This window comes from Streptomyces sp. NPDC006332, from assembly GCF_040612855.1.
Taxonomy (GTDB): Bacteria; Actinomycetota; Actinomycetes; order Streptomycetales; family Streptomycetaceae; genus Streptomyces.
Genome location: NZ_JBEXRA010000007.1, coordinates 76,041 through 98,075 on the forward strand (window position 1 = coordinate 76,041; position 22,035 = coordinate 98,075).

General features: G+C 71.2%; 19 protein-coding genes, 1 pseudogene and 1 riboswitch. Of the genes and pseudogenes, 10 read left to right on the forward strand and 10 right to left on the reverse strand.

Annotation, left to right across the window (positions count from 1 at the left end; genetic code table 11):
* Positions 1 to 54: 54 nt before the first annotated feature.
* Both ABZ027_RS08995 and ABZ027_RS09000 read right to left on the reverse strand, forming a co-directional pair.
* On the reverse strand, positions 55 to 312 hold the full coding sequence (locus ABZ027_RS08995) for a hypothetical protein (RefSeq protein WP_356765900.1): 258 nt from the start codon (positions 310 to 312) through the stop codon (positions 55 to 57).
* A gap of 192 nt (positions 313 to 504) precedes the next feature.
* Positions 505 to 1,068, reverse strand: a complete 564-nt coding sequence (locus tag ABZ027_RS09000) for a DUF6082 family protein (protein ID WP_356765902.1) — start codon at positions 1,066 to 1,068, stop codon at positions 505 to 507.
* Positions 1,069 to 1,384: 316 nt separating this feature from the next.
* Here ABZ027_RS09000 and ABZ027_RS09005 point away from each other — a divergent pair, with 316 nt between their 5' ends.
* Both ABZ027_RS09005 and rarD read left to right on the forward strand, forming a co-directional pair.
* On the forward strand, positions 1,385 to 2,239 hold the full coding sequence (locus ABZ027_RS09005; protein ID WP_356765904.1) for an NAD(P)H-binding protein: 855 nt from the start codon (positions 1,385 to 1,387) through the stop codon (positions 2,237 to 2,239).
* Positions 2,240 to 2,393: 154 nt separating this feature from the next.
* On the forward strand, positions 2,394 to 3,629 hold the full coding sequence (gene rarD / locus ABZ027_RS09010; protein WP_356765906.1) for an EamA family transporter RarD: 1,236 nt from the start codon (positions 2,394 to 2,396) through the stop codon (positions 3,627 to 3,629).
* Between the two features lie 104 nt (positions 3,630 to 3,733).
* On the opposite strand, the gene ABZ027_RS09015 is transcribed toward rarD, so the two are convergent.
* Positions 3,734 to 4,366: a CGNR zinc finger domain-containing protein gene (locus ABZ027_RS09015; RefSeq protein ID WP_356766138.1), complete on the reverse strand. Its 633-nt coding sequence runs from the start codon at positions 4,364 to 4,366 to the stop codon at positions 3,734 to 3,736.
* A 36-nt stretch (positions 4,367 to 4,402) separates the two neighbouring features.
* Between ABZ027_RS09015 and ABZ027_RS09020 the strand changes: the two genes are divergently transcribed.
* The gene (locus tag ABZ027_RS09020) at positions 4,403 to 4,870 is read left to right on the forward strand and encodes a VOC family protein (RefSeq protein WP_356765908.1); all 468 of its coding nucleotides are present in this window, start codon (positions 4,403 to 4,405) and stop codon (positions 4,868 to 4,870) included.
* A gap of 114 nt (positions 4,871 to 4,984) precedes the next feature.
* Entirely contained in the window at positions 4,985 to 5,932 is a 948-nt protein-coding gene (locus ABZ027_RS09025; protein WP_356765909.1) for a M28 family metallopeptidase, read from the forward strand.
* A gap of 84 nt (positions 5,933 to 6,016) precedes the next feature.
* Here ABZ027_RS09025 and ABZ027_RS09030 read toward each other — a convergent pair whose 3' ends face one another.
* Entirely contained in the window at positions 6,017 to 7,426 is a 1,410-nt protein-coding gene (locus tag ABZ027_RS09030; protein WP_356765911.1) for a tetratricopeptide repeat protein, read from the reverse strand.
* Between the two features lie 258 nt (positions 7,427 to 7,684).
* Here ABZ027_RS09030 and ABZ027_RS09035 point away from each other — a divergent pair, with 258 nt between their 5' ends.
* The 3 genes and pseudogenes from ABZ027_RS09035 to ABZ027_RS09045 all read left to right on the forward strand — a co-directional run bounded on the left by ABZ027_RS09035 (position 7,685) and on the right by ABZ027_RS09045 (position 10,131).
* Positions 7,685 to 8,203, forward strand: a complete 519-nt coding sequence (locus ABZ027_RS09035) for a DUF6668 family protein (RefSeq protein ID WP_356765913.1) — start codon at positions 7,685 to 7,687, stop codon at positions 8,201 to 8,203.
* Positions 8,200 to 9,435: pseudogene (locus ABZ027_RS09040) on the forward strand (amidase). Before ABZ027_RS09035 ends, ABZ027_RS09040 begins: the two are co-directional and overlap by 4 nt.
* 111 nt (positions 9,436 to 9,546) lie before the next feature.
* Positions 9,547 to 10,131: an NAD(P)H-dependent oxidoreductase gene (locus ABZ027_RS09045; RefSeq protein ID WP_356766140.1), complete on the forward strand. Its 585-nt coding sequence runs from the start codon at positions 9,547 to 9,549 to the stop codon at positions 10,129 to 10,131.
* Positions 10,132 to 10,134: 3 nt separating this feature from the next.
* Here the strand turns inward: ABZ027_RS09045 and ABZ027_RS09050 are convergent, their stop codons facing one another.
* The 4 genes from ABZ027_RS09050 to ABZ027_RS09065 form a co-directional block, all read right to left on the reverse strand.
* On the reverse strand, positions 10,135 to 11,139 hold the full coding sequence (locus tag ABZ027_RS09050; RefSeq protein ID WP_356765915.1) for an ABC transporter permease: 1,005 nt from the start codon (positions 11,137 to 11,139) through the stop codon (positions 10,135 to 10,137).
* Complete coding sequence (locus ABZ027_RS09055; RefSeq protein WP_356765917.1) at positions 11,126 to 12,112, reverse strand: ABC transporter ATP-binding protein; 987 nt, start codon at positions 12,110 to 12,112, stop codon at positions 11,126 to 11,128. Before ABZ027_RS09055 ends, ABZ027_RS09050 begins: the two co-directional genes overlap by 14 nt.
* Before the next feature lie 54 nt (positions 12,113 to 12,166).
* The gene (locus ABZ027_RS09060; protein WP_356765919.1) at positions 12,167 to 13,399 is read right to left on the reverse strand and encodes a sigma-E factor regulatory protein RseB domain-containing protein; all 1,233 of its coding nucleotides are present in this window, start codon (positions 13,397 to 13,399) and stop codon (positions 12,167 to 12,169) included.
* A 284-nt stretch (positions 13,400 to 13,683) separates the two neighbouring features.
* Complete coding sequence (locus tag ABZ027_RS09065; RefSeq protein ID WP_356765921.1) at positions 13,684 to 14,694, reverse strand: polyprenyl synthetase family protein; 1,011 nt, start codon at positions 14,692 to 14,694, stop codon at positions 13,684 to 13,686.
* Positions 14,695 to 14,902: 208 nt separating this feature from the next.
* Here ABZ027_RS09065 and ABZ027_RS09070 point away from each other — a divergent pair, with 208 nt between their 5' ends.
* From ABZ027_RS09070 to ABZ027_RS09080, 3 genes are all read left to right on the forward strand, one after another.
* Positions 14,903 to 16,405, forward strand: a complete 1,503-nt coding sequence (locus ABZ027_RS09070) for a peptide MFS transporter (protein ID WP_356765923.1) — start codon at positions 14,903 to 14,905, stop codon at positions 16,403 to 16,405.
* A gap of 18 nt (positions 16,406 to 16,423) precedes the next feature.
* Positions 16,424 to 18,418, forward strand: a complete 1,995-nt coding sequence (locus ABZ027_RS09075) for a CocE/NonD family hydrolase (RefSeq protein ID WP_356765925.1) — start codon at positions 16,424 to 16,426, stop codon at positions 18,416 to 18,418.
* A gap of 274 nt (positions 18,419 to 18,692) precedes the next feature.
* Positions 18,693 to 18,872: riboswitch (cyclic di-AMP (ydaO/yuaA leader) on the forward strand.
* Between the two features lie 3 nt (positions 18,873 to 18,875).
* Positions 18,876 to 19,613, forward strand: coding sequence for a LysM peptidoglycan-binding domain-containing protein (locus ABZ027_RS09080; RefSeq protein WP_356765927.1), 738 nt, complete (start codon positions 18,876 to 18,878; stop codon positions 19,611 to 19,613).
* A 13-nt stretch (positions 19,614 to 19,626) separates the two neighbouring features.
* On the opposite strand, the gene ABZ027_RS09085 is transcribed toward ABZ027_RS09080, so the two are convergent.
* Both ABZ027_RS09085 and ABZ027_RS09090 read right to left on the reverse strand, forming a co-directional pair.
* Positions 19,627 to 20,439, reverse strand: coding sequence for an HAD family hydrolase (locus tag ABZ027_RS09085; RefSeq protein ID WP_356765930.1), 813 nt, complete (start codon positions 20,437 to 20,439; stop codon positions 19,627 to 19,629).
* Positions 20,440 to 20,691: 252 nt separating this feature from the next.
* Positions 20,692 to 21,894, reverse strand: a complete 1,203-nt coding sequence (locus ABZ027_RS09090; protein ID WP_356765932.1) for an FAD-dependent oxidoreductase — start codon at positions 21,892 to 21,894, stop codon at positions 20,692 to 20,694.
* Positions 21,895 to 22,035 lie beyond the last annotated feature (141 nt).

Here is a 22,035-nt window from a genome sequence, read left to right on the forward strand (position 1 = left end):
GTTCACCGTTTCGCGACCGATGGCAAAGGGGGCGCATGGATGCACGCGCTGTCATCACACGTCGGGGATGTCCCTCTTGGCGCGGATCAGGGTCTCGCGGCTGATGACCACGATCCGTTCGTAGTCGGCGCGAGCCGCGTCGGCGGGTAGCTGGGGGTCCAGCGCGGCCGTGGCCTCGGTGCCGATGACGGCGAAGTTGCCGTCACTCAGCTCGAAGAGGTCCGGGCAGGTCTCCGAGGTCTGGCTGCCCCTCAACCTGGGCGGGTCCCCGATGCGACGGACGACGTTGGGGACAGGGAATTCGCGGGGCACTCGGAGCCTCTTTACCACCCGGTGACAGTCCGGTCACGCTATCAAGATCCTCTATGGTCAACCCCGCCTTCGACACTCTTGACGGGGAAGAATTCCCTTCGTTCGCTCGGCAGCGGCTCCCCGCGATTGACGCCCTCGGCGGCAGCGGTCCCTGCCCGGTGGGTTCGTACGCGACGGGCGGTGCCCCGCCCGTCAGGCGGGCGGTTCGGCGGTGGCCGACGGCCCCACGATCCACCATTCCTCGGGGTCCTCCGCGAGTTCCTCCATCATGATGTCGACCGCCGCACCGACCTGCGCCTCGACCGAGTCCGCGGGGATGCTGCGCCGGTGCTCGGCCGTACGGTCCCAGTACTCCGCGAAGACGGCGTTGCGACACAGAACGCGCAGATGGCCGAGGAGCTCGTCCCAGCCGCAGGCCCCGACGCGATGAGCCAGGAGCAGGGATCCGTACTGCCGGTTGGCGAAGAGCAGTTGGCGTCGCTTGCCCTCGGTCAGGCCGGTCAGGGTGCTCGACGCGTCCGCCAGGGAGGGGTCGTCGATGGTCCGGTTCATCTGGTCCACCGTGAGGCGGTACTGCTGGATCAGGTTCGCCCGGTGGATCTCCTCGGTCATCACTTCGAGCTGCCGCAGCAACGCCAGCAGCACGTCCTGTTGGCGCCTTCGGCGAGTACCCCAGGCGAGAGATGTCCGTAAGAAGCCCAGCCCCGCCACTACCGCAGAACCGATACTGCGCGCGGCCAGATTCCGTGTGGCCATGTCAAGGCATCCCCCTGGATCCGGTGACCGTGCGCCGAACGGTGGCTCGCGAGCCGGTCGCACAGTGGGCGTAGTACTCCGCATCCCAGCATGCCCGGGGACCTAGGTCGGCACGGGAGGCGGAGAGGGGGCGCATGGGGGGACGTGGGGCTTGGGCCGACAGACGCCCTGACATACGTGTGCCCCCCTCGGGCGCCACCCGCGGAGTGGGCGAGCACTTACCGCCAGGGGGGCACTTACTTCAAAGTGGGTACTTTCGAAGAGTTAGCGCACGACGTAGGGTTAGCGGCAACGCACCCCACAAGGAGTTTCCATCATGAGCATCGTCGTCACCGGAGCCACCGGCCACCTGGGTCGCCACGTCGTGGAACAGCTGCTGGAGAAGGTTCCGGCCGACCAGATCACCGCGGTCGTCCGCAACGCGGAGAAGGCCGCCGACCTCGCGGCCCGCGGCGTGAAGATCGCGCTCGCCGACTACAACACCCCCGCCTCCCTGGACGGGCTGTTCGCGGCCGGCGACAAGGTGCTGCTCGTCTCGGGCAACGAGTTCGACAAGGGCCGTGTCCAGCAGCACCAGGGCGTCATAGCCGCCGCGAAGGCAGCCGGTGTGGCACTGCTCGCGTACACCAGCGCCCCGGGCAGCCTGACCGCCGCACTCGCCGACGACCACCGCGGCACCGAGGAGGCGCTGCTCGCCTCCGGCGTGCCCTACGTGCTGCTGCGCAACGGCTGGTACCACGAGAACTACACCGAGAACCTCGCCCCGGTGCTGGAGCACAACGCGGTCGTGGCCGCCGCCGGTGAGGGCCGGGTCTCCTCCGCCTCGCGCGCCGACTACGCGGCCGCCGCGGTCGCCGTACTGACCGGCGAGGGGCACGAGAACAAGACCTACGAGCTGGGCGGCGACGAGGCGTGGAGCTTCGCCGAGTACGCGGCCGAACTGAGCCGGCAGACCGGCAAGGAGATCGCCTACAGCCCCGTCTCCGTCGAGGCGCTCACCGGGATCCTGACCGGCGCCGGGCTGCCCGAGCCGCTCGCCGCGACCCTCGCCGGCGTGGACGCGTCCATCGAGAAGGGCGAGCTGGTCGTGTCCACCGGTGACCTGTCCCGCCTGGCCGGCCGTCCGACCACGCCCCTCTCCGAGGCGATCGCGGCCGCGCTCAAGGGCTGACCCGAGCGGACCGGCGCCCCGAGGTCGAACTCCCCCGTCGGGCCTTCGGGCACCCACCCCCGGCTGTCATGACCGTATGCCGATACGGACATGACAGCCGGGGGTGCTCGGCGCTACCTTCGTGCAGGCGAGCAGAGCGCGAGAGGGAGGGCCCGTGGCCGGGACGTCGAGGAGTGAAGGCCGGATAGGTCTGCTGAACGGCTTCGCGGCGTACGGGATGTGGGGACTCGTGCCGCTCTTCTGGCCCCTGCTGAAGCCCGCCGGGGCGGTCGAGATCCTCGCCCACCGGATGGTCTGGTCCCTGGCCTTCGTCGCCGTCGCGCTGGTCGCCGTGCGGCGCTGGGCGTGGGCCGGTGAGCTGCTGCGGCAGCCGCGCAGGCTGGGGCTGGTCGCGGTGGCCGCGGCCGTCATCACCGTGAACTGGGGCGTCTACATCTGGGCGGTGAACTCGGGCCACGTGGTCGAGGCCTCGCTCGGGTACTTCATCAACCCCCTCGTCACCATCGCGATGGGCGTCCTGATCCTGAAGGAACGGCTGCGGCCCGTGCAGTGGGCGGCGGTCGGCATCGGTTTCGCGGCCGTCCTGGTGCTCGCCGTCGGGTACGGGCAGCCGCCGTGGATCTCACTGACTCTCGCCTTCTCCTTCGCCACGTACGGACTGGTGAAGAAGAAGGTCAATCTGGGGGGCGTGGAATCGCTGGCCGCCGAGACCGCGATCCAGTTCCTGCCCGCGCTCGCCTACCTGCTGTGGCTCGGCGCGCGGGGTGATGCCACGTTCGCCTCCGAGGGCGTGGGGCACGCGGCCCTGCTCGCCTCGACCGGCATCGTCACCGCGATCCCCCTCGTCTGCTTCGGCGCCGCCGCTATCCGCGTCCCGCTGTCGACGCTGGGGTTGCTGCAGTACCTCGCGCCGGCCTTCCAGTTCCTGCTCGGCATCCTGTACTTCCACGAGGCGATGCCGCCCGAGCGCTGGGCCGGCTTCGCGCTGGTCTGGCTGGCGCTGACGCTGCTCACCTGGGACGCCCTGCGCACCGCCCGCCGCGCCGCCCGCACGCTTCGGTCCGAGACCGGCGGGCCCGCCACCGCCATGGCGACGGCCACGACGACGGCGGCGACGACGGCCACGGCGACCGGCACGGTGAGCGCCGCCCGGCACGCGGGCGGCGTCGCCGCCGGAGCCAAGCCGTCGGCCGCGGAGCGGTCCAGCGCGGAGCGGTCCGGCGCCGAACCGCCTGAGTGCAAGGCGCTGGACTCCATGGCGCCGGCCTCCATGACGCCGGACTCGGACGCGAAGGCGCTCGACCCGGAGCCGCTGAATCCGGAGCCGCGCCAGGGGAATGCGCGGGCGCTGGATCCGGAGCCGCTGGGCCCCTCCGCCGCCAAGCCGTAGTCGGCGGTCCCGCCACCAAGCCGTAGCCGGCGGTCCCGCCGCCAAGCCGTAGTCGGCGGTCCCGCCCCCCACCCGACGCAGCGCTCGCAAGGGGCTCGCCGAGGTCAGCTCTCCTCGGTGGGCCGGCGCGATCTGAACGTCCGCGCCTTCTCCCGGTTCCCGCAGTGCTCCATCGCGCACCAGCGGCGGCGGCCCGGGCGGGAGGTGTCGACGAACAGCAGAGAGCAGTGGTCCGAGCCGCATTCGCGGACACGGTCGGCGTACGGGCCGGTGAAGAGGTCGATCGCGTCCCGGGCGACCGTCGACAGGAGCTGGGCGCCCGTGGCGCCCGGGGCCCAGGCGTGGGTGCCGTCCGGGGCGATACGGGGGACCAGCGGGGACTCTACGGCGGCCGCGTTGACGGCATCGAGGTGGGACGGCTGGAGCGGTCGGCCGTGGGCGCGGTCCGCGGCGAGCCGGAAGAGGGTGTCGCGAAGCTCGCGCGCCCGCAGCAACTCCCCTTCAGTGACGGCGAGTTCAAGCCCGTTCGGCAACCGGCTCCGGCCCGCCCAGGTCACCAGGTCGGCCGGTGCGTGCAGGACCTCGAACCGTGCGAACTCACCCGGTCCGCCCGTCGCCACCAGTTCCAGACACAGGGCGCCCGGGTCGAAGCGGAAGGTCTTGCCGCCGTACGAGACCAGGGTCAGGCCCGGGGAATCGACGGGGGCAGCCGGACGCCCCCGTCCGGGCGATTCCATCGCACGCTCGCCCATATAACCAGTATAACTGGTTATATGACTCAGACCACACCCAGCCCTGTGCACTGGAAGCTCGTCATCGACGCCGGCGATCCGCACGCGCAGGCCGACTTCTGGGCCGCGGCGCTCGGCTACCAGGTCGAGGACAACAGCGCGCTCATCGAGAAGCTGCTGGACCTCGGGGCCGCGCCGGCCGAACTGACCGTCGAGTCGCACGGCCGCCGTGCCTGGCGGGACCTGATCGCCGTACGGCATCCCGAGGACCCGTACGACAAGGAGAGCGGGACCGGGCTGGGGCGGCGGCTGCTGTTCCAGCGGGTGCCGGAGGCGAAGACGGTCAAGAACCGGCTCCATCTCGACCTCCACCCCGGCGAGGGGCGGCGCGCCGGTGAGGTGGAGCGGCTGACGGGGCTCGGGGCGAGTGTGCTGCGGGAGGTGAACGAGCCGGGGGGCGAGTGGGTGGTGATGACGGATCCGGAAGGGAACGAGTTCTGCGTGCACTGAGCGCGGATGGTTCCGCTGACGAACAGTGCTGACCTGATCGTGCTCTTGACGGAACTTCAGACTCAGCTTCACCATCGGTCACTCATTCCCTCAGGAATTCGGAGCCCCCCACCTATGAAGCTCTCGGTTCCCGGGCGCGCCACGGCCACCGCCGTCGTCGCCGCCTCGCTCCTGGCCGGCGGATCACTCGCCGGCGCGGTACCCGCGGCCGGCACGACGGTGGCCGCCGCGCCCGACATATCCGTGGCCAACGTCAAGGCACATCTCACGCAGTTACAGTCCATCGCCACCGCCAACGGCGGCAACCGGGCGCACGGCCGCGCCGGCTACAAGGCCTCCCTCGACTATGTGAAGGCCAAGCTGGACGCCGCCGGATTCACCACGACGGTCCAGCAGTTCACGTCCTCCGGCCGCGTCGGCTACAACCTGATCGCCGACTGGCCCGGCGGGGACACCAACCAGGTCGTCATGGCGGGCTCGCACCTGGACAGCGTCACGGCCGGCGCCGGCATCAACGACAACGGGTCCGGATCGGCGGGGATCCTGGAGACCGCGCTCGCCGTGTCCCGGGCGAACTTCCAGCCCACCAAGCACCTGCGGTTCGCCTGGTGGGGCGCGGAGGAACTGGGGATGGTGGGCTCCCGTTACTACGTCAACAACCTCTCCACCGCGAACCGTTCACGGATCAGCGGGTACCTGAACTTCGACATGATCGGCTCGCCGAATCCCGGATATTTCGTCTATGACGACGACCCGGCCATCGAGAAGACGTTCAAGACGTACTTCACCGGGCTCGGGGTGCCGACGGAGATCGAGACCGAGGGCGACGGCCGCTCCGACCACGCGCCCTTCAAGAACGCGGGTGTGCCGGTGGGCGGGCTGTTCAGCGGCGCCGACTACGTCAAGACGGCAGCGCAGGCGGCCAAGTGGGGCGGGACCTCGGGGCGGGCGTTCGACCGCTGCTACCACTCGTCGTGCGACACGACGGCCAACATCGACGACACGGCGCTGGACCGCAACAGCGACGCGATCGCGTACGCGGTGTGGCAGTTGTCGGCGTAACGGTGCGTTCGCGCTGGTGCCGTGCCTGCCACGGCACCAGCTCGCCCGGCGGCCCCGGCGGCCCCGGCGGCCCCGGCGTGACGGTCAGTCGCTGTCTCCGGCGCGGTCGGTGAGCCGGCCCATGCGGGCGTGCGCCTTCTCCAACTGCTCGGCGTCGTCGGCGGCGGGGCCCTCCTCGGCGGCGAGCTCGGTCCACAGGGCGATCAGGGCGTGGCCCAGGTCCAGTCCCTCACGCGGATCGCGTACGGCACGCCAGGCGGTGAAGGCGCTCTGCACGTTGCCGTACGCGGCCTCCGCGTCCTGGGCGCGGTGGTGGACGTGCGCGAGGTCCAGGGAGAGACGGAACGCCCGGACCGGGTCGTCGGCCAAGTAGGCGATGTAGGCGGTCAGTTCACGCAACCGCAGCACCTCGGGATGCTCCGGCCCCAAGGTCTGCGAGGCCTGCGCCACGGTGTGCTCCGCCAGCTCCGCCGCGGCGTCCGTGCGCCCCGCCTTCACCTCCTCGTTGATCCGCCCCATCGGCTCGGCGAGCAGGGCGGGCGCGGCATCGTCACCGGGCGCGGTGAGGGGGCCGTCCCCGAGAACAGCCTCGGCGACGGCGTCGAAGCCGCGGGGCGGGGTGGGTTTGGGGGCGGGGTCGAGGCCGAGGTCGTCGGCGGGCTCGGGGGCGAGGAGCGGTGCGCGGGAGGGTGGGGGTGTGGGGGACGCGGGGGATGTGTCCATCACGGGCGGCGGGCCGAACACGCCTGTCGGGGCGGTGACCGTGCCGGGGGTGGAGGTCGGCGGCGACTGCGGCAGCGTGCGCAGCGTGAACGTCGGTTCGGCCTCGTCGTCGGGCGTCGTCCCGGCCGACAGTGCGCCCTCGGGCACGGCGTCAGCCGGGACGGCCCGCATCCGGAACGTCGGCGCCTCGTCCCGCTCGGGCTCCGGCACCTCCGGCGGCAGATCCGTGGGGCTGTCGTACTGCGCCCACTGGGGCTGAACGGGGACCACGGGCGGGGCGGGCGGTGGCGGCGGGGCGGGCACGTCGGTCGCCGGCTCGGGCCAGTCGGTGTCCATCGGCGCGGGCGCCTCCGGCCAGACGGGTGACCGCAGAGGCGCCGACCCGGACGCCGCCGACTCTCCTGGTCCCTCCGCCCCCTCCCGCTGGTCCCGCTCGCCCGCCGATTCCAGCCGCACCGGCTCCGAACTGAAGTCGCTCGAACCGTCAGGGGCGACCCGGAGAGGGACGACGTAGCCGATGCGGGTGTCGTGGATGGTGGCCAGGACGGTGTGACCGGTGGCGCGGGCGATGCGGTGAAGGTGGTTCAGGACGGTCTGCTGGATCTCCTCGCCGGGAGCCGCGACAACCCCGACACCGCCGACGGAGGCGCAGCCCGGACCGGCGTCGCCGGGAACGCGGACGTCGATCGGCACCGCCGAGGCGGCCGGACGCCCGGCCCGCTGGGGAGCCCCCTGGTGGTCCCGCTTCTTGTCACGGCTGAATCGAGACATCGGTTCCCTCACTCGGATGCGTCGGAGAGTCGCCGGACAGCACCTTCGGGTTCCATGGTGCTCCCTCCCGCCGTCGGACTCCGTCCCCAGCGTCAAGATCCGGTCGTACACGTACTGTCGAGTCTCTCCGCTCGCCCGCGATTCTCACGTCACCGTGGCGTCACAGCCTCGTTCCAGGAACTCACTGCTCGTCAGAGACCGTCCCGGATGCGGTGACCGCCGTCGGGTAGGAAGGGGTGAGCAGGAACGATCACGCAGATGGGGACAGGTATGCGGACGGACACACCACTCGGACCGGAGATCTGGATCCGCGGGCCCGTGCGCGCGCCGGAGCCCGTCCCGCCGGAGCCCGTCCACGTCTCCGCGGCCCCCCGGCGCTACTCCTTCGTCGGCACCCACGGCGGCGCCGGCACCTCCACCCTCGCGACCGTCTACGGCGGTCACGACTGCGGACGCGACTGGCCCGGCCCCGCTGCCCCGAAATCCGTCCTGCTCGTCGCCCGTACCCATGCGGCCGGGCTGCGCTCCGCGCTGCACACCCTGGAGGCCTTCCGGCACGGCGGGGCCCCTCCCGGCCTCGATCTCGCGGCGGTCGTGCTGGTCGCGGACGCGCCCGGACGGCTTCCGCGTCCGCTCGCCCAGCAGATCAAGGTGATCGAGTCGGCGATCGACGTGTACCGCGTGCCCTGGGTGTCCGACTGGCGCCTGGGCGACCTGACCGGCCCCGCGCCCCGCGAGACGGGCGCGCTGGCCCGGCTCACCGCCACCATCGCATGACCCGCGCCCACCGCTCCTCCCCGCCCGGCTCCCCGATCCCCTCCATCTCCCTGCCACTCTCCGGTGAGCAGATCGCCTCCGCCGTACGGTCGCGCGCCCTGTCCGCCGTCGACGTGGTCGCCGAGACACTGGAGCGGATCCGGCGGGCCGAGCCGACCCTGTGCGCGTTCGCCGAGGTATGGGAGGAGGCCGCCCCGGGGTGGGCTCGCGAGGTGGACGCCCGGGTCGCGGCGGGGGAGGTGCTCCCACTGGCCGGCGTTCCGATCGGAGTGAAGGGGCGGCACGGGCTGCGTACGGCGGGCCCGCTGCTCGCGGCCGGGTGCGTGGCCGTGGGTGCCACCTCCGTCCCCGGGCACTGAACTCCCTGGCAGACCTGGGGACTTGGCGCGCACGGCCGTACCATGAATCCCTGGCGGGCCGACCGCACCCCCGGCGGCTCCTCGGCCGGGTCCGCGGCGGCGGTCGCGGCGGGGCTGGTGCCGCTGGCGACCGGCAGCGACGGGGCGGGCACGGTGCGGATCCCGGCGGCGTGGTGCGGCGTGATCGGGCTGAAGGTCACCAACGGCCGGCTGCCGACGGCCGACCATACGGGACTCACCGCGCCCGGCGTCCTGACCCGGCACGCGGCGGACGCGGCGGCGTACTGGCGGGCGATGGACACGGTGGCGCGGCATCCGGACACCGACTCTGACGCGACGCGCGCGACGTCCGCGGCCACGATGCTCCGGACCGCCACGACTCCCCCATCCGCAGTCTGGTCCCCCGCCCTCGGCTTCGCCGACCCCGACCCCGAGACCGTGGCGATCGCCCACGCCGCGGCCGTGCGTCTCGCGGACTCCGGCACCCTACGCCTCGTGCGGCCACACACCGACCTTCGTCTCGAAGACCCGGCACCCGCCTGGCTCGCGCTGCGCACGACCGGTGCTGACCTCGCCGTCGCTCACCGCGTCCGGGCGGCGAACGACCGGAGCCTGGACGCGCTCTTCGCCGACGCGGAGTTGCTGCTGACCCCGACCACCCCCATCCCACCGCACGGGCACGAAGGGCCCGGCGAGCGCTACTCCACCACCCTCACCTGGGCGTTCAACCTGAGTGGGCATCCGGCGGTGAGTGTTCCGGCGGGGTTCGGGGCGGACGGCTGTCCGGTCGGGCTCCAGCTTGTGGCACCGCGTGGGCGGGAGGATCTGCTGCTGCGGTCAATCAACGGCATGACGGCTGATTGCGCTCATTGATTGCGCGTGCATAAGATGCGTACGCATTCAATATGCCTGCGCGGGCACAGTCGTCCGCAGGCACGGTGCGTGCACACACAGCTGACGACCGTCGATCACTGGGGGACCTCCATGACCCGCCGTTTCCTGTTCGTCCTGGGCAGCGCACGCCAGGACGGCAACACCGAGCTCCTGGCCCGCAGGGCCGCCGAGCAGCTCCCCGCGGACGTCGAGCAACAGTGGATCGACCTCGCCGAGCATCCCCTCCCCGACTTCGAGGACCTGCGGCACGACAGCGACCACACTCGCCCCACCGAGGGCGACCTCGCGCTGCTGCTCGACGCCACGCTCGCGGCGACGGACCTCGTGATCGCGTCCCCGCTGTACTGGTATGCCGTCTCCGCCCACACCAAGCGCTACCTGGACCACTGGTCGGGCTGGCTGCGCACCCCCGGTCTGGATTTCAAGGCCACGCTGGCCGGGCGCACCATCTGGGGCGTCACCGCGCTCGCGCATGAGAAGGGCGAGGTGGCCGACCCGCTGGTCGGCACGCTCAGCAACTCGGCCGCGTACATGGGAATGCGGTTCGGTGGAGTCCTGCTCGGCAACGGCAGCAAGCCCGGCGACGTACTGAGGGACGCCGAGGCACTGGCCCGCGCCAAGACCTTCTTCGCGCAGGAACCGCCCCTCGCGCGCTTCCCGTACGAGGCCCGCTGATCCCTAGGACGTCACGTCCTTCGCCGTGAAGCGGGCCCAGGCCGCCGAGCCGAACACCGCCGCGTACAGGGCCTGGATGCCGAGGTTCTTCACCAGGTCGTCCCAGTACACCGGGTCGCGCATGAGGTCGGCGAAGGACAGCCAGTAGTGGGAGAAGAAGTACGGCTGGATCGTGTGGAGTTGGGGGATCTGGTCGAGGATCTGGATGGTGATCAGCAGGCCCACGGTGGTCGCCATCGCCGCGATGCCGCTGCCGGTCAGGGTGGAGACGAACAGGCCCAGGGCCGCCACGCCGATCAGTGACGCGGCGACCACCAAGGCGATCAGCAGGGCCCTGCCGAGGCCGTCGGCGAAGCTGATCCGGGTGCCGGAGATCGTGACCAGGTCGCCGAGCGGGAACAGCAGCGCTCCGACGGTCAGCGCCGAGACCGCGACCACCAGGGTGGCGACCAGGCAGAAGACCATCACCGTCGCGTACTTGGTGAGCAGGAGACGGCTGCGGCCGGCGGGGGCGACCAGGAGGTAGCGCAGGGTTCCCGCGTTGGCCTCGCCGGCGATCGCGTCGCCCGCGATGACGCCGATCGCCATCGGCAGGAAGAACGGGAGTGTCGCGGCGAGCGCGGTGAAGACCAGGAACAGGCCGTTGTTGGTGATCTGCGAGATGAACGCCGGGCCTCCCCCGCCGCCGGGGCCGGAGGACGAGCCGTCACTGGTCTCCAGCTTCACGGCGATCCCGACCAGGATCGGCACGGCCGCCAGCACACCGAGCAGCGCGAGCGTGCGCCAGCGCCGGAAGGTGGTCAGCAGTTCGTTGCGCAGGAGGCCCAGGGTCCACCGCGCACGAGGAGCGCGTACCGCCGCGGTCGGCGCGGTACCGGACGGTTCGATCCCGGCGGGGTCGACGCCTGTCCCTTCAAGTCCTGCCCCTTCGACCCCTGCCCCTTCGCTTCCCGTCCCTTCGAGCCCGGTCCGCACGGCCTGAGCCCGCTCCCCCTCAGCCCGCGACATCGAAGCCCTCCCCGGTCAGCGCCACGAACGCGTCCTCCAGGGAGGCCCGTTGGAGCCCGAAGCCGCGGACGCGGACGCCCGCCGCCACCAGCGCCGCGTTCACGTCGGCGAGATCACCGTCCGGTGGCTCGGCGGTCACCCGGTCGTCCGTGACGATCACGTCCGAGGCCCCCTGTTCCTTCAGTACCCGTGCCGCCTCCCCCGCGTCCGGGGTCGTCACGGCCAGCCGGCCACGGGTGCCCGCCGCCAGGTCCGCCACCGGACCCTGGACGATCAGCCGGCCCTGCGCCATCACCGCCGCGTGGGTGCAGACCTGCTCGATCTCGTCGAGCAGGTGGGAGGAGAGGAAGACGGTCGTGCCGTCGGAGGCCAGCTCCCGGATCAGGGAGCGGATCTCGCGCATGCCCTGCGGGTCGAGGCCGTTGGTCGGCTCGTCGAGAACGAGCAGCTTGCGCGGCTGGAGCAATGCGGCGGCGAGACCGAGGCGCTGTTTCATGCCCAGCGAGTACGCCTTCGCCTTCTTGCCGGCGGCGGCCGCCAGCCCCACCCGGTCCAGTGCCGCCGCGACGCGGCCGGCCCGGGTGCGCGGATCGGCGGTCGGGTCGGCTGCGTCGTACCGGGTCAGGTTCTGGCGGCCGGAGAGGAAGCCGTAGAGAGCCGGGCCCTCGATGAGGGCGCCGACGTGCGGGAGCACGGAGCGCGAGGAGCGCGGCATGGGGTGGCCCAGGACCCGGGCCGCGCCCGAGGTGGGCTCGATGAGGCCCATCAGCATGCGGATGGTGGTGGTCTTGCCGGAGCCGTTCGGGCCGAGGAAGCCGAAGACGCTGCCCGCCGGGACGGTCAGGTCGAGACCGTCGACGGCGAGTTGTCCGCCGCGGTAGCGCTTGGTGAGCGCGCGGGTGTGGATGACGCTGCCGTCCACACCCTGGGGATCCGGCTCCAACTCCGGTTCCGTGGCGGACGTTTCGCCCATCGGCTCCCTCGATTCGTCGTGCGCGTACGCTACCCGCCGCGTGCGCCTACGGGTTTACCGCCCCGCGTCGGCCGCCTTCACCAGGGCGGCCTTGTCGACCGCGCCGACGTAGACCTTGCCGTCGTCGGTCATCAGGGCGTTGACCAGGCGGGTCGAGAAGACCGTGCCCGAGCCGAACTTGCCGGTGACCTTGTCGCCGAGCGAGCCGAGGAAGCCGCCGAGGTCGCCGCCGGCCTCGGAGCCGCTGGGCATGCCCTGGCCGCCGGTGTCGAGGACGGCGACGGAGTTCCAGCCCTGGCCGATGACCTTGAGTCCGTCGAGCCCCTTGCCGAGGTCCTCCTCGGGCCTGGCGCCCGCCGGACCGTGCGCACCCTTCTCGGGGATCTCGCCCTTCTCGCCCTTCTCTCCCTCGGTGACCTTCGCGCCCTTGGGCGGGGTGAAGTCGAAGGTGGAGGCGGCCGGATCGGCGAAGGAGACCTGGGTGAAGCCCGCGTCCACGACGGCGGCGCCGCCGCTCGACGGGGTCAGCGTGAACTTCAGCGGCAGCCCGGTCTTCGAGTCCACGGCCACGGTGATCTGGCCGACGGTGGAGCCGGAGTCCTTGGGCTTGATGACGAGGCGGTAGGCGTCGCGCCCCGCGACCTGCGCGGTCCCGTCGACGGTCACGGAGGTGGTGTCGTCGACCGCCTTGAGGGCCTCCTCGGTGAGGTCCTTGGGCGTGGCCGGGACGTCGCGCTCCTTGTCGGCGGCCGCCTTGCCGGACTCGGTGGCGTGGTAGACCTCGTTCGACTTGCTGTCGTAGCCCCAGACGTCCTTGCCGTTGTGGATCACGCTGTACTCGGAGCCGCTCTCCAGCAGGGACAGCTTCTGCCGGTCCGGGCCGTCGGCCGCCACGCGCACGGTGTGGGTGCCGGTCGCGAGCTCGGTCAGCTTGGCGGACGGGTCGGCGGAGGAGCCGTCGCCCTTGCCCGACTCCATGGCGCCGGAGGCCAGGCTGCTCTCCAGGCCGCCGAGGTCGGGCAGTCCGAGGTCCGTGCTGATCTTCACCGTGCCGGACAGCTGCTGCACGTCCGACGCGGCGATCTTCTCGATGAGTTGCTGTGCGCTGATCTTCGGCAGGTCGGGATCGCCGGAGTCGGCGAGTGCGGGGACGAGGCCGAGGGTCGCCGCCGCCACCCCCACCACCGCGACCGGGACGGCGTACCGCGCGGCCTTGCGCCGCCGCGGGTACCTGTCGTCGACCTCCGCCGCGGCAGTCGTGCTGTCGTCGGACTCGTACGGTGCCATGTGTGCCTTACCTCCGTCGTCGGCGGCGGCTGTGCGACTCCCCTACGTCCACCCCGTAGCCGCCATTCTCACCCGAATCGGTGAGGATTGGTGTTTTCCCGTGGTGTCCATCTGACCAAATGGGTCGTGAAGATGCGTCAACCCGCGGGCTCAACTCCACGTACACCTCCGGTATGACACGCGAAGGCGGCGGCTCACCGTGACCCCTAGGGGTCGTGGGGAGCCGCCGCCTCGGATCGGACAGGTAGGTATGCGCGGCAGCGGCGCGGATCAGCGGTACCTCGTTACCCCGCCCGGTGGACCACCGCGTCGCACAACTCCATGAGCGCCAGCTTCGCGTCGCACTCCCGCAGCGGGGACAGCGCGGAGCGGGCGTCCTCCGCGTAGCGGACCGTGTCACGGCGGGCCTGTTCCAGCGCCGGGTGCGCGCGCAGGCCGGCCAGTGCCCGGGCGTGCCGTTCGTCGTCGGTGAGGTCGGAGTCCAGCAGCTCGCACAGGGCGACGTCCTCGGCGAGGCCCAGCCGGGCCGCCCGTTCGCGCAGCCGCAGGACCGGCAGGGTCGGGATGCCCTCGCGCAGGTCGGTGCCCGGGGTCTTGCCGGACTCGTGGGAGTCGGACGCGATGTCCAGGACGTCGTCCGCGAGCTGGAAGGCGACGCCCAGCCGCTCGCCGTACTGCGTCAGCACGTCGACCACCGTCTCGTCGGCGCCCGACATCATCGCCCCGAAGCGGCACGCCACCGCCACCAGCGATCCCGTCTTGCCGCCGAGTACGTCGAGGTAGTGCTCGACCGGGTCCCGGCCGTCCTGGGGGCCCGCGGTCTCCAGGATCTGCCCGGTGACCAGGCGTTCGAACGCCTCGGCCTGGACCCGGACCGCCTCGGGCCCGAGGTCGGCCAGGATGTGCGAGGCGCGCGCGAACAGGAAGTCACCGGTGAGGACGGCGACCGAGTTGCCCCAGCGGGCGTTCGCGCTGTCCACCCCGCGCCGCACCTCGGCCTCGTCCATCACGTCGTCGTGGTACAGCGTCGCCAGATGGGTCAGCTCGACGACCACCGCCGACGGCACGATTCCGGGTGCATAGGGATCACCGAACTGGGCAGCAAGCATCACGAGCAATGGCCGGAAGCGTTTTCCGCCCGCCCTCACCAGATGCTGGGCGGCCTCCGTGATGAAGGGAACCTCGCTCTTGGTGGCCTCGAGCAGTCCCTCCTCGACAGCCGCCAATCCGGCCTGGACATCGGCTTCCAGAGCCTGGTCCCGCACGCTCAGCCCGAACGGCCCGACGACGGTCACGAAGGATCTCCTGTCTGCTGGTGTCTGCTGGCGATTACACGGTTTGTCGATAGGTCGCTGCCCTCACTCAAGTCAGCGTATCCGGTCACGTTTCGATCACCGATAGGGCCTGCCCGTCCAGCCTGGGCGGTATCGGATCACTGCCGGAATGTTTTTGATCACTTGATAACAAACTGGTATGTACCGACTTGTACGGAAGTAGCTGAGCGTGTCCAGAACCACCGCCGATGTCTCGCCCGGCAGTCCGCCGACCCCCAAGAACGACCGCGCCTTCTTCGGCCACCCGGGGGGCCTGCTCACCCTCTCCGGTCTCGAGGTCTGGGAACGCTTCTCGTTCCTCGGCATGCAGGCCATCCTCGTCCTCTACTTCGCCGACACGGTCGCGCACGGCGGCCTGGGCATGTCGGCCGGGACGGCCGCCTCCGTCTCCGCCGCCTACGGCACGCTCGTCTACCTCGTCTCCGTCGCCGGCGGCTGGCTCGCCGACCGCATCCTCGGCTCGTACCGGGCGGTGCTGTGGGGCGGCGTCCTGATCGCCTGCGGTCACTACGCCATGGCCGTGCCCACGGCCGCCATGACCTGGGCGGGTCTGGGTCTGATCAGCGCCGGCACGGGCCTGCTGAAGCCCAACGCGGCCACCCTGGTCGGCAAGCTCTACGCCACCGACGACGACCGCCGTGACGCCGGCTTCGCGCTCTACTACATGGCGATCAACATCGGCGCCTTCGCGGGCCCGCTGATCACCGGCTGGCTCGGCGACCACCAGGGCTGGCACTGGGGCTTCTCGGCGGCGGCGATCGGCATGACGTTCGGACTGATCCAGTACGTGTGGGGCCGCCGCCATCTGGCCGGACGCCGGAGCGCGGCCGAATTCGCCCTCGCGCCCGACGCGATGCGCCGCGCGGTCCGACTGATCGTGGCGGGGATCGTGGCCGTCGCGGTGCTCGCGACCGCCCTCGCCATGGCCGGCCTGCTCACCATGGACCGCTTCGTCGACCTGCTCACCCTGGTCTCGGTGATCGCCCCGGTCGTGTACTTCGCGGTGATGTTCAAAAGCCCCCGCGTGACCGCCGAGGAACGCGGCCGGCTGCGCCCCTACGTGGTGCTCTTCCTCGCCTCCACCGCCTTCAACTTCATCCTGTTCCAGGCGTACTCGACGATGATGCTGCTGGCCGCGTCGAACGCCGAGACGACCATCCTCGGCTTCGACTTCCCCGCCAGTTGGTACGCCTCCGCGCTGGGTGCCTTCGAGGTCGCTCTCGCGCCCGTGGTCGCCGCGCTCTGGGTCCGGATGGGCCGCGGCCAGCCGCACGCCTCCAACAAGATCGCGATCGGGGTCGTCCTGGGCGGACTGTCCTTCCTGCTGATGGCCGTGCCCACCTCCGGACACGCCTCCGACGACTACCTGATGTCCGCCTGGTGGATCGTCGGCTCGTACCTGCTGCTCGGCCTCGGCGACATCCTGCTGGAGACCTCCGGCATGTCGGCCACCAGCAAGCTCGCCCCGGCCGCCTTCTCCAGCCAGACCATGTCGCTGTGGATGCTGTCCCTCGCGCTCGCCAACGGCATCCAGGCCCAGACGGTGAAGCTGTACGACGACATGTCCAAGCAGGCCTACTTCGGCGTCAACGGCGCGATCGCGGTGGCCGCGGGCCTGGCCGTGCTGGCAGCCGCGCCGTGGCTGCGCCGCACCATGCACCCGGTCCACTGAACTCACGGGGTCACCCTCATGCACATCCGTACGTCCTTCCCCTACGAGACGACCCACGAGGACATCCGCATCCCGCTGCCGGACGGGACCCGCCTCTACGCACGCGTGTGGCGCCCCCTGACGGACGAACCAGTACCCGCGATCCTCGAATACCTGCCCTACCGGCTGACCGACTGGACCGCGCCCCGCGACTGGCAACGCCATCCCTGGTACGCGGGCCACGGTTACGCCTCCGTACGAGTGGACGTCCGCGGACACGGCAACAGCGAGGGCGTGCCCGGCGACGAGTACTCCGCCACCGAGCTGGCGGACGGCGTCGAGGTCGTCAACTGGCTGGCGGCGCAGCCCTGGTGCGACGGCAAGGTCGGCATGTTCGGCATCTCCTGGGGCGGCTTCAACTCCCTCCAGATCGCGGCCCTCGCACCCGAGCCGCTCAAGGCGGTCGTCACCGTCTGCTCCACCGACGACCGCTATGACAACGACGTGCACTACATGGGAGGTTCCGTCCTCGCGGTGGACATGCACGCCTGGGCGTCCACCATGCTCGCCTTCGTGTCCCGGCCACCGGACCCGCTGTACGCCGGGGAGGCATGGCGTCAGATGTGGCTGGAGCGCTTGGAGGAGGTCGATCCCTTCATCCACACCTGGCTCGACCACCAGACCCGGGACCGCTACTGGCGTCACGGCAGCGTCTGCGAGGACTACGGCGCGATCGACGCGGCCGTGCTGGCGGTCGGCGGCTGGCACGACCCGTACCGCGACACGGTTCTCAGGCTCGTCGAGCACCTGCCGCCCGAGCGGGTGCGCGGCCTGATCGGCCCCTGGTCCCACCAGTACCCCGACCGCGGTCTGCCGCCCGGCCCCGCGATCGGCTTCCTCCAGGAGACCCTGCGCTGGTGGGACCACTGGCTGAAGGGAAAGACCACGGGCGTTCTCGACGAGCCCCTGCTGCGCGCCTACCTCAGCGACTCGCACCCCCCGGCCACGGTGTACGACACCCTGCCCGGCCGCTGGGTCGGCGAGCCGGCCTGGCCCTCCCCCCACGTCTCGACCGTCTCGTACGCCCTTCAGGGCGCCCCGCGCCCGGTCCGCTCCCCGCAGCACACCGGCATCGACGCCGGTCGTTTCTTCCCGTTCGGGAACGACGCCGACCTGCCGCCGGACCAGCGGGAGGAGGACGCGCGGTCGGTGTGCTTCGAGTTCGAGGTGGGCGAGGAGACCTGGGTGCTGGGGCGGCCGAGGGTGCGGCTCAGGCTGAGTTCCGAGGTGCCGCGCGGCCAGGTGATCGCCCGGCTCTGCGATGTCGCCCCGGACGGCTCCTCGACCCTGGTCACCCGGGGCGTACTGAACCTGTCCGCACGCCAGGGGCGGGACCGGGCGGTGCCGTGGGAGCCGGGTGCCACGGAGGAGGTCGAGTTCGAGCTGAACGGCATCGGCCACGCCTTCCCGGCCGGCCACCGCATCCGGCTGGCCGTCTCCTCCGCCTACTGGCCGTGGATCTGGCCGCAGCCGCAATCCGCGGCGGGCTTCACCCTCGACCCGGCCGGCAGCGTGCTCGACCTCCCGGTGCGCGACCACGAGACGGGCCCGTCGGTGACCTTCGAGGAACCGGAGCAGTCCGCGCCGCTCGGCGTCGCCCAGCCGGTCACGCTGGAGGAGCCGCGTCCGGAGCGGCTGGTCGTGCGGGACGTGGCCAAGGGCGAGTGGCGGCTGGAGGTCGATCCGCGCTACGGCGGCACCCGGGTGTATCCCGACGGGCTGGAGTTCGCCGAGGACGCCCTGGAGACGTACACGATCGACGAGGCCGATCCCCTGTCGGCCCGCGCCCGCTCGGACTGGTCGGTCCGGCTGCACCGGCCGGAGCTCGGCTGGGAGGCCACCGTACGTACCCGCTCGGAGCTCACCTGTGACGGAGCGGACTTCCACACCTCGAACGAGGTGATCTGCACGGACGGCGACGAGGTGGTCTTCCACCGGACCTGGGAGAAGCGGATCCCACGGACTGCCGGTTGACTCCGAGTTGGGCTCATTGCCCGATTTGCCGGTCTTGTGCTCGACCGTGAGTTGAGTCACTCACGGTCCAGCGCACCCGGGCCTCACGCCACCACCCTCCCCCTTGCCATTCGCGCCAGTTGACCCTTGGCAACAGCAAAGGATCAAGTGCCCCAAATACCTCAGACCAAGGTCAATAGGTACGAGGTGTGAATCCGCCACTTGTTTCGGACATGTGCTCTCGCATACGTTCCCGGCCTGTCGGGCGGACGCCGAATCCTGCCGCCGCCCATAGAGACATCCACCGACGAACACCGCACGGCAGGAGCGGGGGACCCAGGTAAGCCGCCGTTCGGGACGTTCCAGGACATTCCGGTACGGCTCGGGGTGAAGCCGTGCCTCCTCACGGGGGCACGGCCGGGCAACTCCCGCCCGAACCCGACAGCTCACCTCGCAGGCGCCGGAGAGGAACGTCCCCATGTCCGCACGAGGTAACCACCACCGCTCCAGACTCAGCCCGCTCGTCCGAGGCGTCGTCGCCGCCGGAACAGGCGCCGCCGTTCTCGCCCTCCCGCTGTTGACCGCGACCACCGCGAGCGCCGCACCCACCGCGAGCGCCCCGAGCGCCGCACCGCAGGTCAGGTCCATCACCTACACCGTGGCCAAGGGCGACTCGCTCAGCAGCATCGCAACCAAGTACCACACGCCCGGTGGCTGGCAGCAGCTCTACAAGGACAACCGCAAGGCTGTCGGCGCCCACCCCAGCCTGATCCACACGGGTCTCAAGCTCACGGTCAAGACGACCAAGGCGAGCACGGCCGACAAGGCCGCCGCACCCGCCGCCAAGCCCACCACGTCCGTCGCCCAGGCCACCCAGGTCGTCGCCAAGACGTACGCGAACAACCTCGACGGCTGGATCCGCGAGTCGCTGGACATCATGGCGCAGAAGGGCATCCCCGGCTCGTACGACGGGATCTACCGCAACATCATGCGCGAGTCGTCCGGCAACCCGCTGGCCATCAACAACTGGGACTCCAACGCCGCCGCGGGCACCCCCTCCAAGGGCCTGCTCCAGGTGATCGACCCGACCTTCGCCGCGTACCACGTGGCCGGCACGTCCTTCGACCCGTTCGACCCGGTCGCGAACATCACCGCCGCCTGCAACTACGCGGCCGCGATGTACGGCTCGATCGACAACGTGAACGGCCCGTACTGAGCCTCACCTGCCCTCACCTGAGCGGAAACAGTCCTTCGAGGACGACGGCGATGCCGTCGTCCTCGTTCGACAGGGTGACCTCGTCGGCCACGGCCTTGAGTTCGGGGTGCGCGTTCGCCATGGCGATGCCGTGGGCGGCCCAGTCGAACATGGGGATGTCGTTGGGCATGTCACCGAAGGCGACGGTCCGTTCCGGGCCGAGGCCCAGACGGTCGGCGGCCAGTGCGAGGCCGGTCGCCTTGGTGATGCCGCACGGCTGGAGTTCGACGGTGCCGGGCCCGGACATGGTGACCGTGGCGAGGGAACCGACCACCGAGCGGGCGGTCGCCGCCAACTCGTCGTCGGACAGGTCGGGGTGACGCAGCAGCACCTTGCTGATGGGCTCGCACCACAGGTCGTCGCGCCGTTTCACGCGCACCGCGGGCAGCGTCGGGTGGGGCATGAGGTAGCCCGGTTCGATGAGCGTGAGTCCGTCGACGCCGTCCTGGTCGACGGCCGCGTACACCTCGCCCACCTCGGCCTCGATCTTGCCGAGCGCGGTCTCGGCCAACTCCCGGTCCAGGGTGACCGACCACAGCAGACGGCCCGCGCCGGCGTCGTACACCTGCGCGCCCTGCCCGCACACCGCGAGCCCCTCGCTGCCGAGGACGTCGAGGAGGGGCCGCACCCTGGGCGCCGGCCGGCCGGTGACGACGAGGTGCCGGGCGCCGGCCGCCGCCACCCGCGCGAGCGCGGCGAGTGACCGGTCGGAGAACGTGTCGTCGTCGCGGAGCAGCGTTCCGTCCAGGTCGGTGGCGATCAGTGAATATGCGGTAGGTGCGGCCATGATCAGAGAATACGGATGGAACGCCCCGCCGACTCGACGCGAACCGGACGGCTACCGCCTTCCCCCGCGGTGACGCCCGCTCCGGCCGCGCGCGCCTGTCCCTCTACAACGGTCGTCGCGCTGAGGCTCCTCGGAGGGATCGGAGGGGCTCGGGTGCCGCCGCCCGCAGACGCGGGAGCCCGGCAGTGGGCGGCGCGACGGGCGGCGGACGGCAGGCGGCAGGCGGCAGGCGCGGCGGAGTGTGGCGGGCGGCTACCCGTGGGCGGCGGCCAGGTGTTTCGCCAGCCTCGGTGACGCGAACTCCGTCCCGCACACGAACCGCATCACCGGCCCGTACGACGCCGCCGACGGCAGGCCGGTGAAGTACAGGCCGGGGACGGACGACACGTACCCCGCGCCCAGTTTCGGGGCGCCCCGGCTCACCGTGAGCCGGGTGCGCAGTTCGTGGCCGAGGAAGTCCATCGCGGCGAGGTCCACGCGGTATCCGGTGGCCGCGATGACATGGTCGGCCGCCATCCGTTCCCTGCGGCCGGTGAGGCCGAGGGCGGTCAGCGTCGGGTGGCCGTCGGCGGTGTCCGCGCTCAGTACCCGGTCGACCTCGCTGACCCGCACCGTGCTCTCGAAGCGCTCGCGCAACCACCACGCGCCCAGCGGTCCCAGAACCCGGCGGACCAGGTAGTGGCGGGCCTGGGCCGGCAGGCGGCGGTAGGGGTGCGGGTAGTAGCTGAGCGCCCACAGGGACCAGGCGCGGCCGAACGGTGACTCGGGACGCAGCCTCGGCTGCCGCCAGGGGGGCGCCCCGAACGCGACACTGCCGCGCCCGCGCGCCACCACACGCACCCGCGCGCCCGCCTCCGCCGCCAGCACCGCTGTCTCCAGCGCGGACTGGCCGGCGCCGACGACGATCAGCTCCTGGCCGGCGTAGCGGCTGAGATCGTGGTGCTGGGAGCTGTGGGAGAGCGCCGCGGTGGGGGCGGGGCCGTCCGGCGCGGCCGCGGCCAGCTCCCCAGGCAGATGGGCGAGGCCCGACAGGCCGGTCGCCACGACGACCGCACGGGCGGTGAACAACTCGCCCGAGTCCAGCTTCAGTTCGAAGCCCCCGCCGGTCCGCCGGTCCACGGACACCACCCGTTCCCGCTCCAGCTCGGGCACCAGTTTCTGCTGGAACCACTCGCCGTACGCGATGAAGGTCTCGACGGGAATGATGTCCTCGTCCGTCACGAGCCGCCGGATGCCGGCGGCGTCGCAGTAGTCGACCAGGGTGTGGCCGGGTTGCGGCGCGTCGATGGTGGAGGCGGCCGGGGTCGACTTCAGGAGCATTCCGGCGGGCATGTGGTCGCGCCAGCTGACCATGGGTTCGCCGAAGACACGGACGGGAATGCCACGCGCCCGCAGATGCGCCGCGGTCGACAGGCCGAACGGGCCGGCACCGATGACTGCTACCGGTTGGATCACGAAGTCCCTCCCCAGGACGTCACTACGTCACTTCGCCAGTTCGTCAGTTCGTCAGTTCGTCAGTTCGTCAGTTCGTCAGTTCGTCAGTTCGTCAGTTCGTCAGTTCGTCAGTTCGTCAGTTCGTCAGTTCGTCAGTTCGTG

Excerpts from the sequence above, each read along its gene's own strand:
- ABZ027_RS09000 (WP_356765902.1), bottom strand. The coding sequence starts at position 1,068 with ATGGCCACACGGAATCTGGCCGCGCGCAGTATCGGTTCTGCGGTAGTG.
- ABZ027_RS09005 (WP_356765904.1), top strand. The coding sequence starts at position 1,385 with ATGAGCATCGTCGTCACCGGAGCCACCGGCCACCTGGGTCGCCACGTC.
- ABZ027_RS09015 (WP_356766138.1), bottom strand. The coding sequence starts at position 4,366 with ATGGAATCGCCCGGACGGGGGCGTCCGGCTGCCCCCGTCGATTCCCCG.
- ABZ027_RS09020 (WP_356765908.1), top strand. The coding sequence starts at position 4,403 with ATGACTCAGACCACACCCAGCCCTGTGCACTGGAAGCTCGTCATCGAC.
- ABZ027_RS09025 (WP_356765909.1), top strand. The coding sequence starts at position 4,985 with ATGAAGCTCTCGGTTCCCGGGCGCGCCACGGCCACCGCCGTCGTCGCC.
- ABZ027_RS09030 (WP_356765911.1), bottom strand. The coding sequence starts at position 7,426 with ATGTCTCGATTCAGCCGTGACAAGAAGCGGGACCACCAGGGGGCTCCC.
- ABZ027_RS09035 (WP_356765913.1), top strand. The coding sequence starts at position 7,685 with ATGGGGACAGGTATGCGGACGGACACACCACTCGGACCGGAGATCTGG.
- ABZ027_RS09045 (WP_356766140.1), top strand. The coding sequence starts at position 9,547 with ATGACCCGCCGTTTCCTGTTCGTCCTGGGCAGCGCACGCCAGGACGGC.
- ABZ027_RS09050 (WP_356765915.1), bottom strand. The coding sequence starts at position 11,139 with ATGTCGCGGGCTGAGGGGGAGCGGGCTCAGGCCGTGCGGACCGGGCTC.
- ABZ027_RS09055 (WP_356765917.1), bottom strand. The coding sequence starts at position 12,112 with ATGGGCGAAACGTCCGCCACGGAACCGGAGTTGGAGCCGGATCCCCAG.
- ABZ027_RS09060 (WP_356765919.1), bottom strand. The coding sequence starts at position 13,399 with ATGGCACCGTACGAGTCCGACGACAGCACGACTGCCGCGGCGGAGGTC.
- ABZ027_RS09075 (WP_356765925.1), top strand. The coding sequence starts at position 16,424 with ATGCACATCCGTACGTCCTTCCCCTACGAGACGACCCACGAGGACATC.
- ABZ027_RS09080 (WP_356765927.1), top strand. The coding sequence starts at position 18,876 with ATGTCCGCACGAGGTAACCACCACCGCTCCAGACTCAGCCCGCTCGTC.
- ABZ027_RS09085 (WP_356765930.1), bottom strand. The coding sequence starts at position 20,439 with ATGGCCGCACCTACCGCATATTCACTGATCGCCACCGACCTGGACGGA.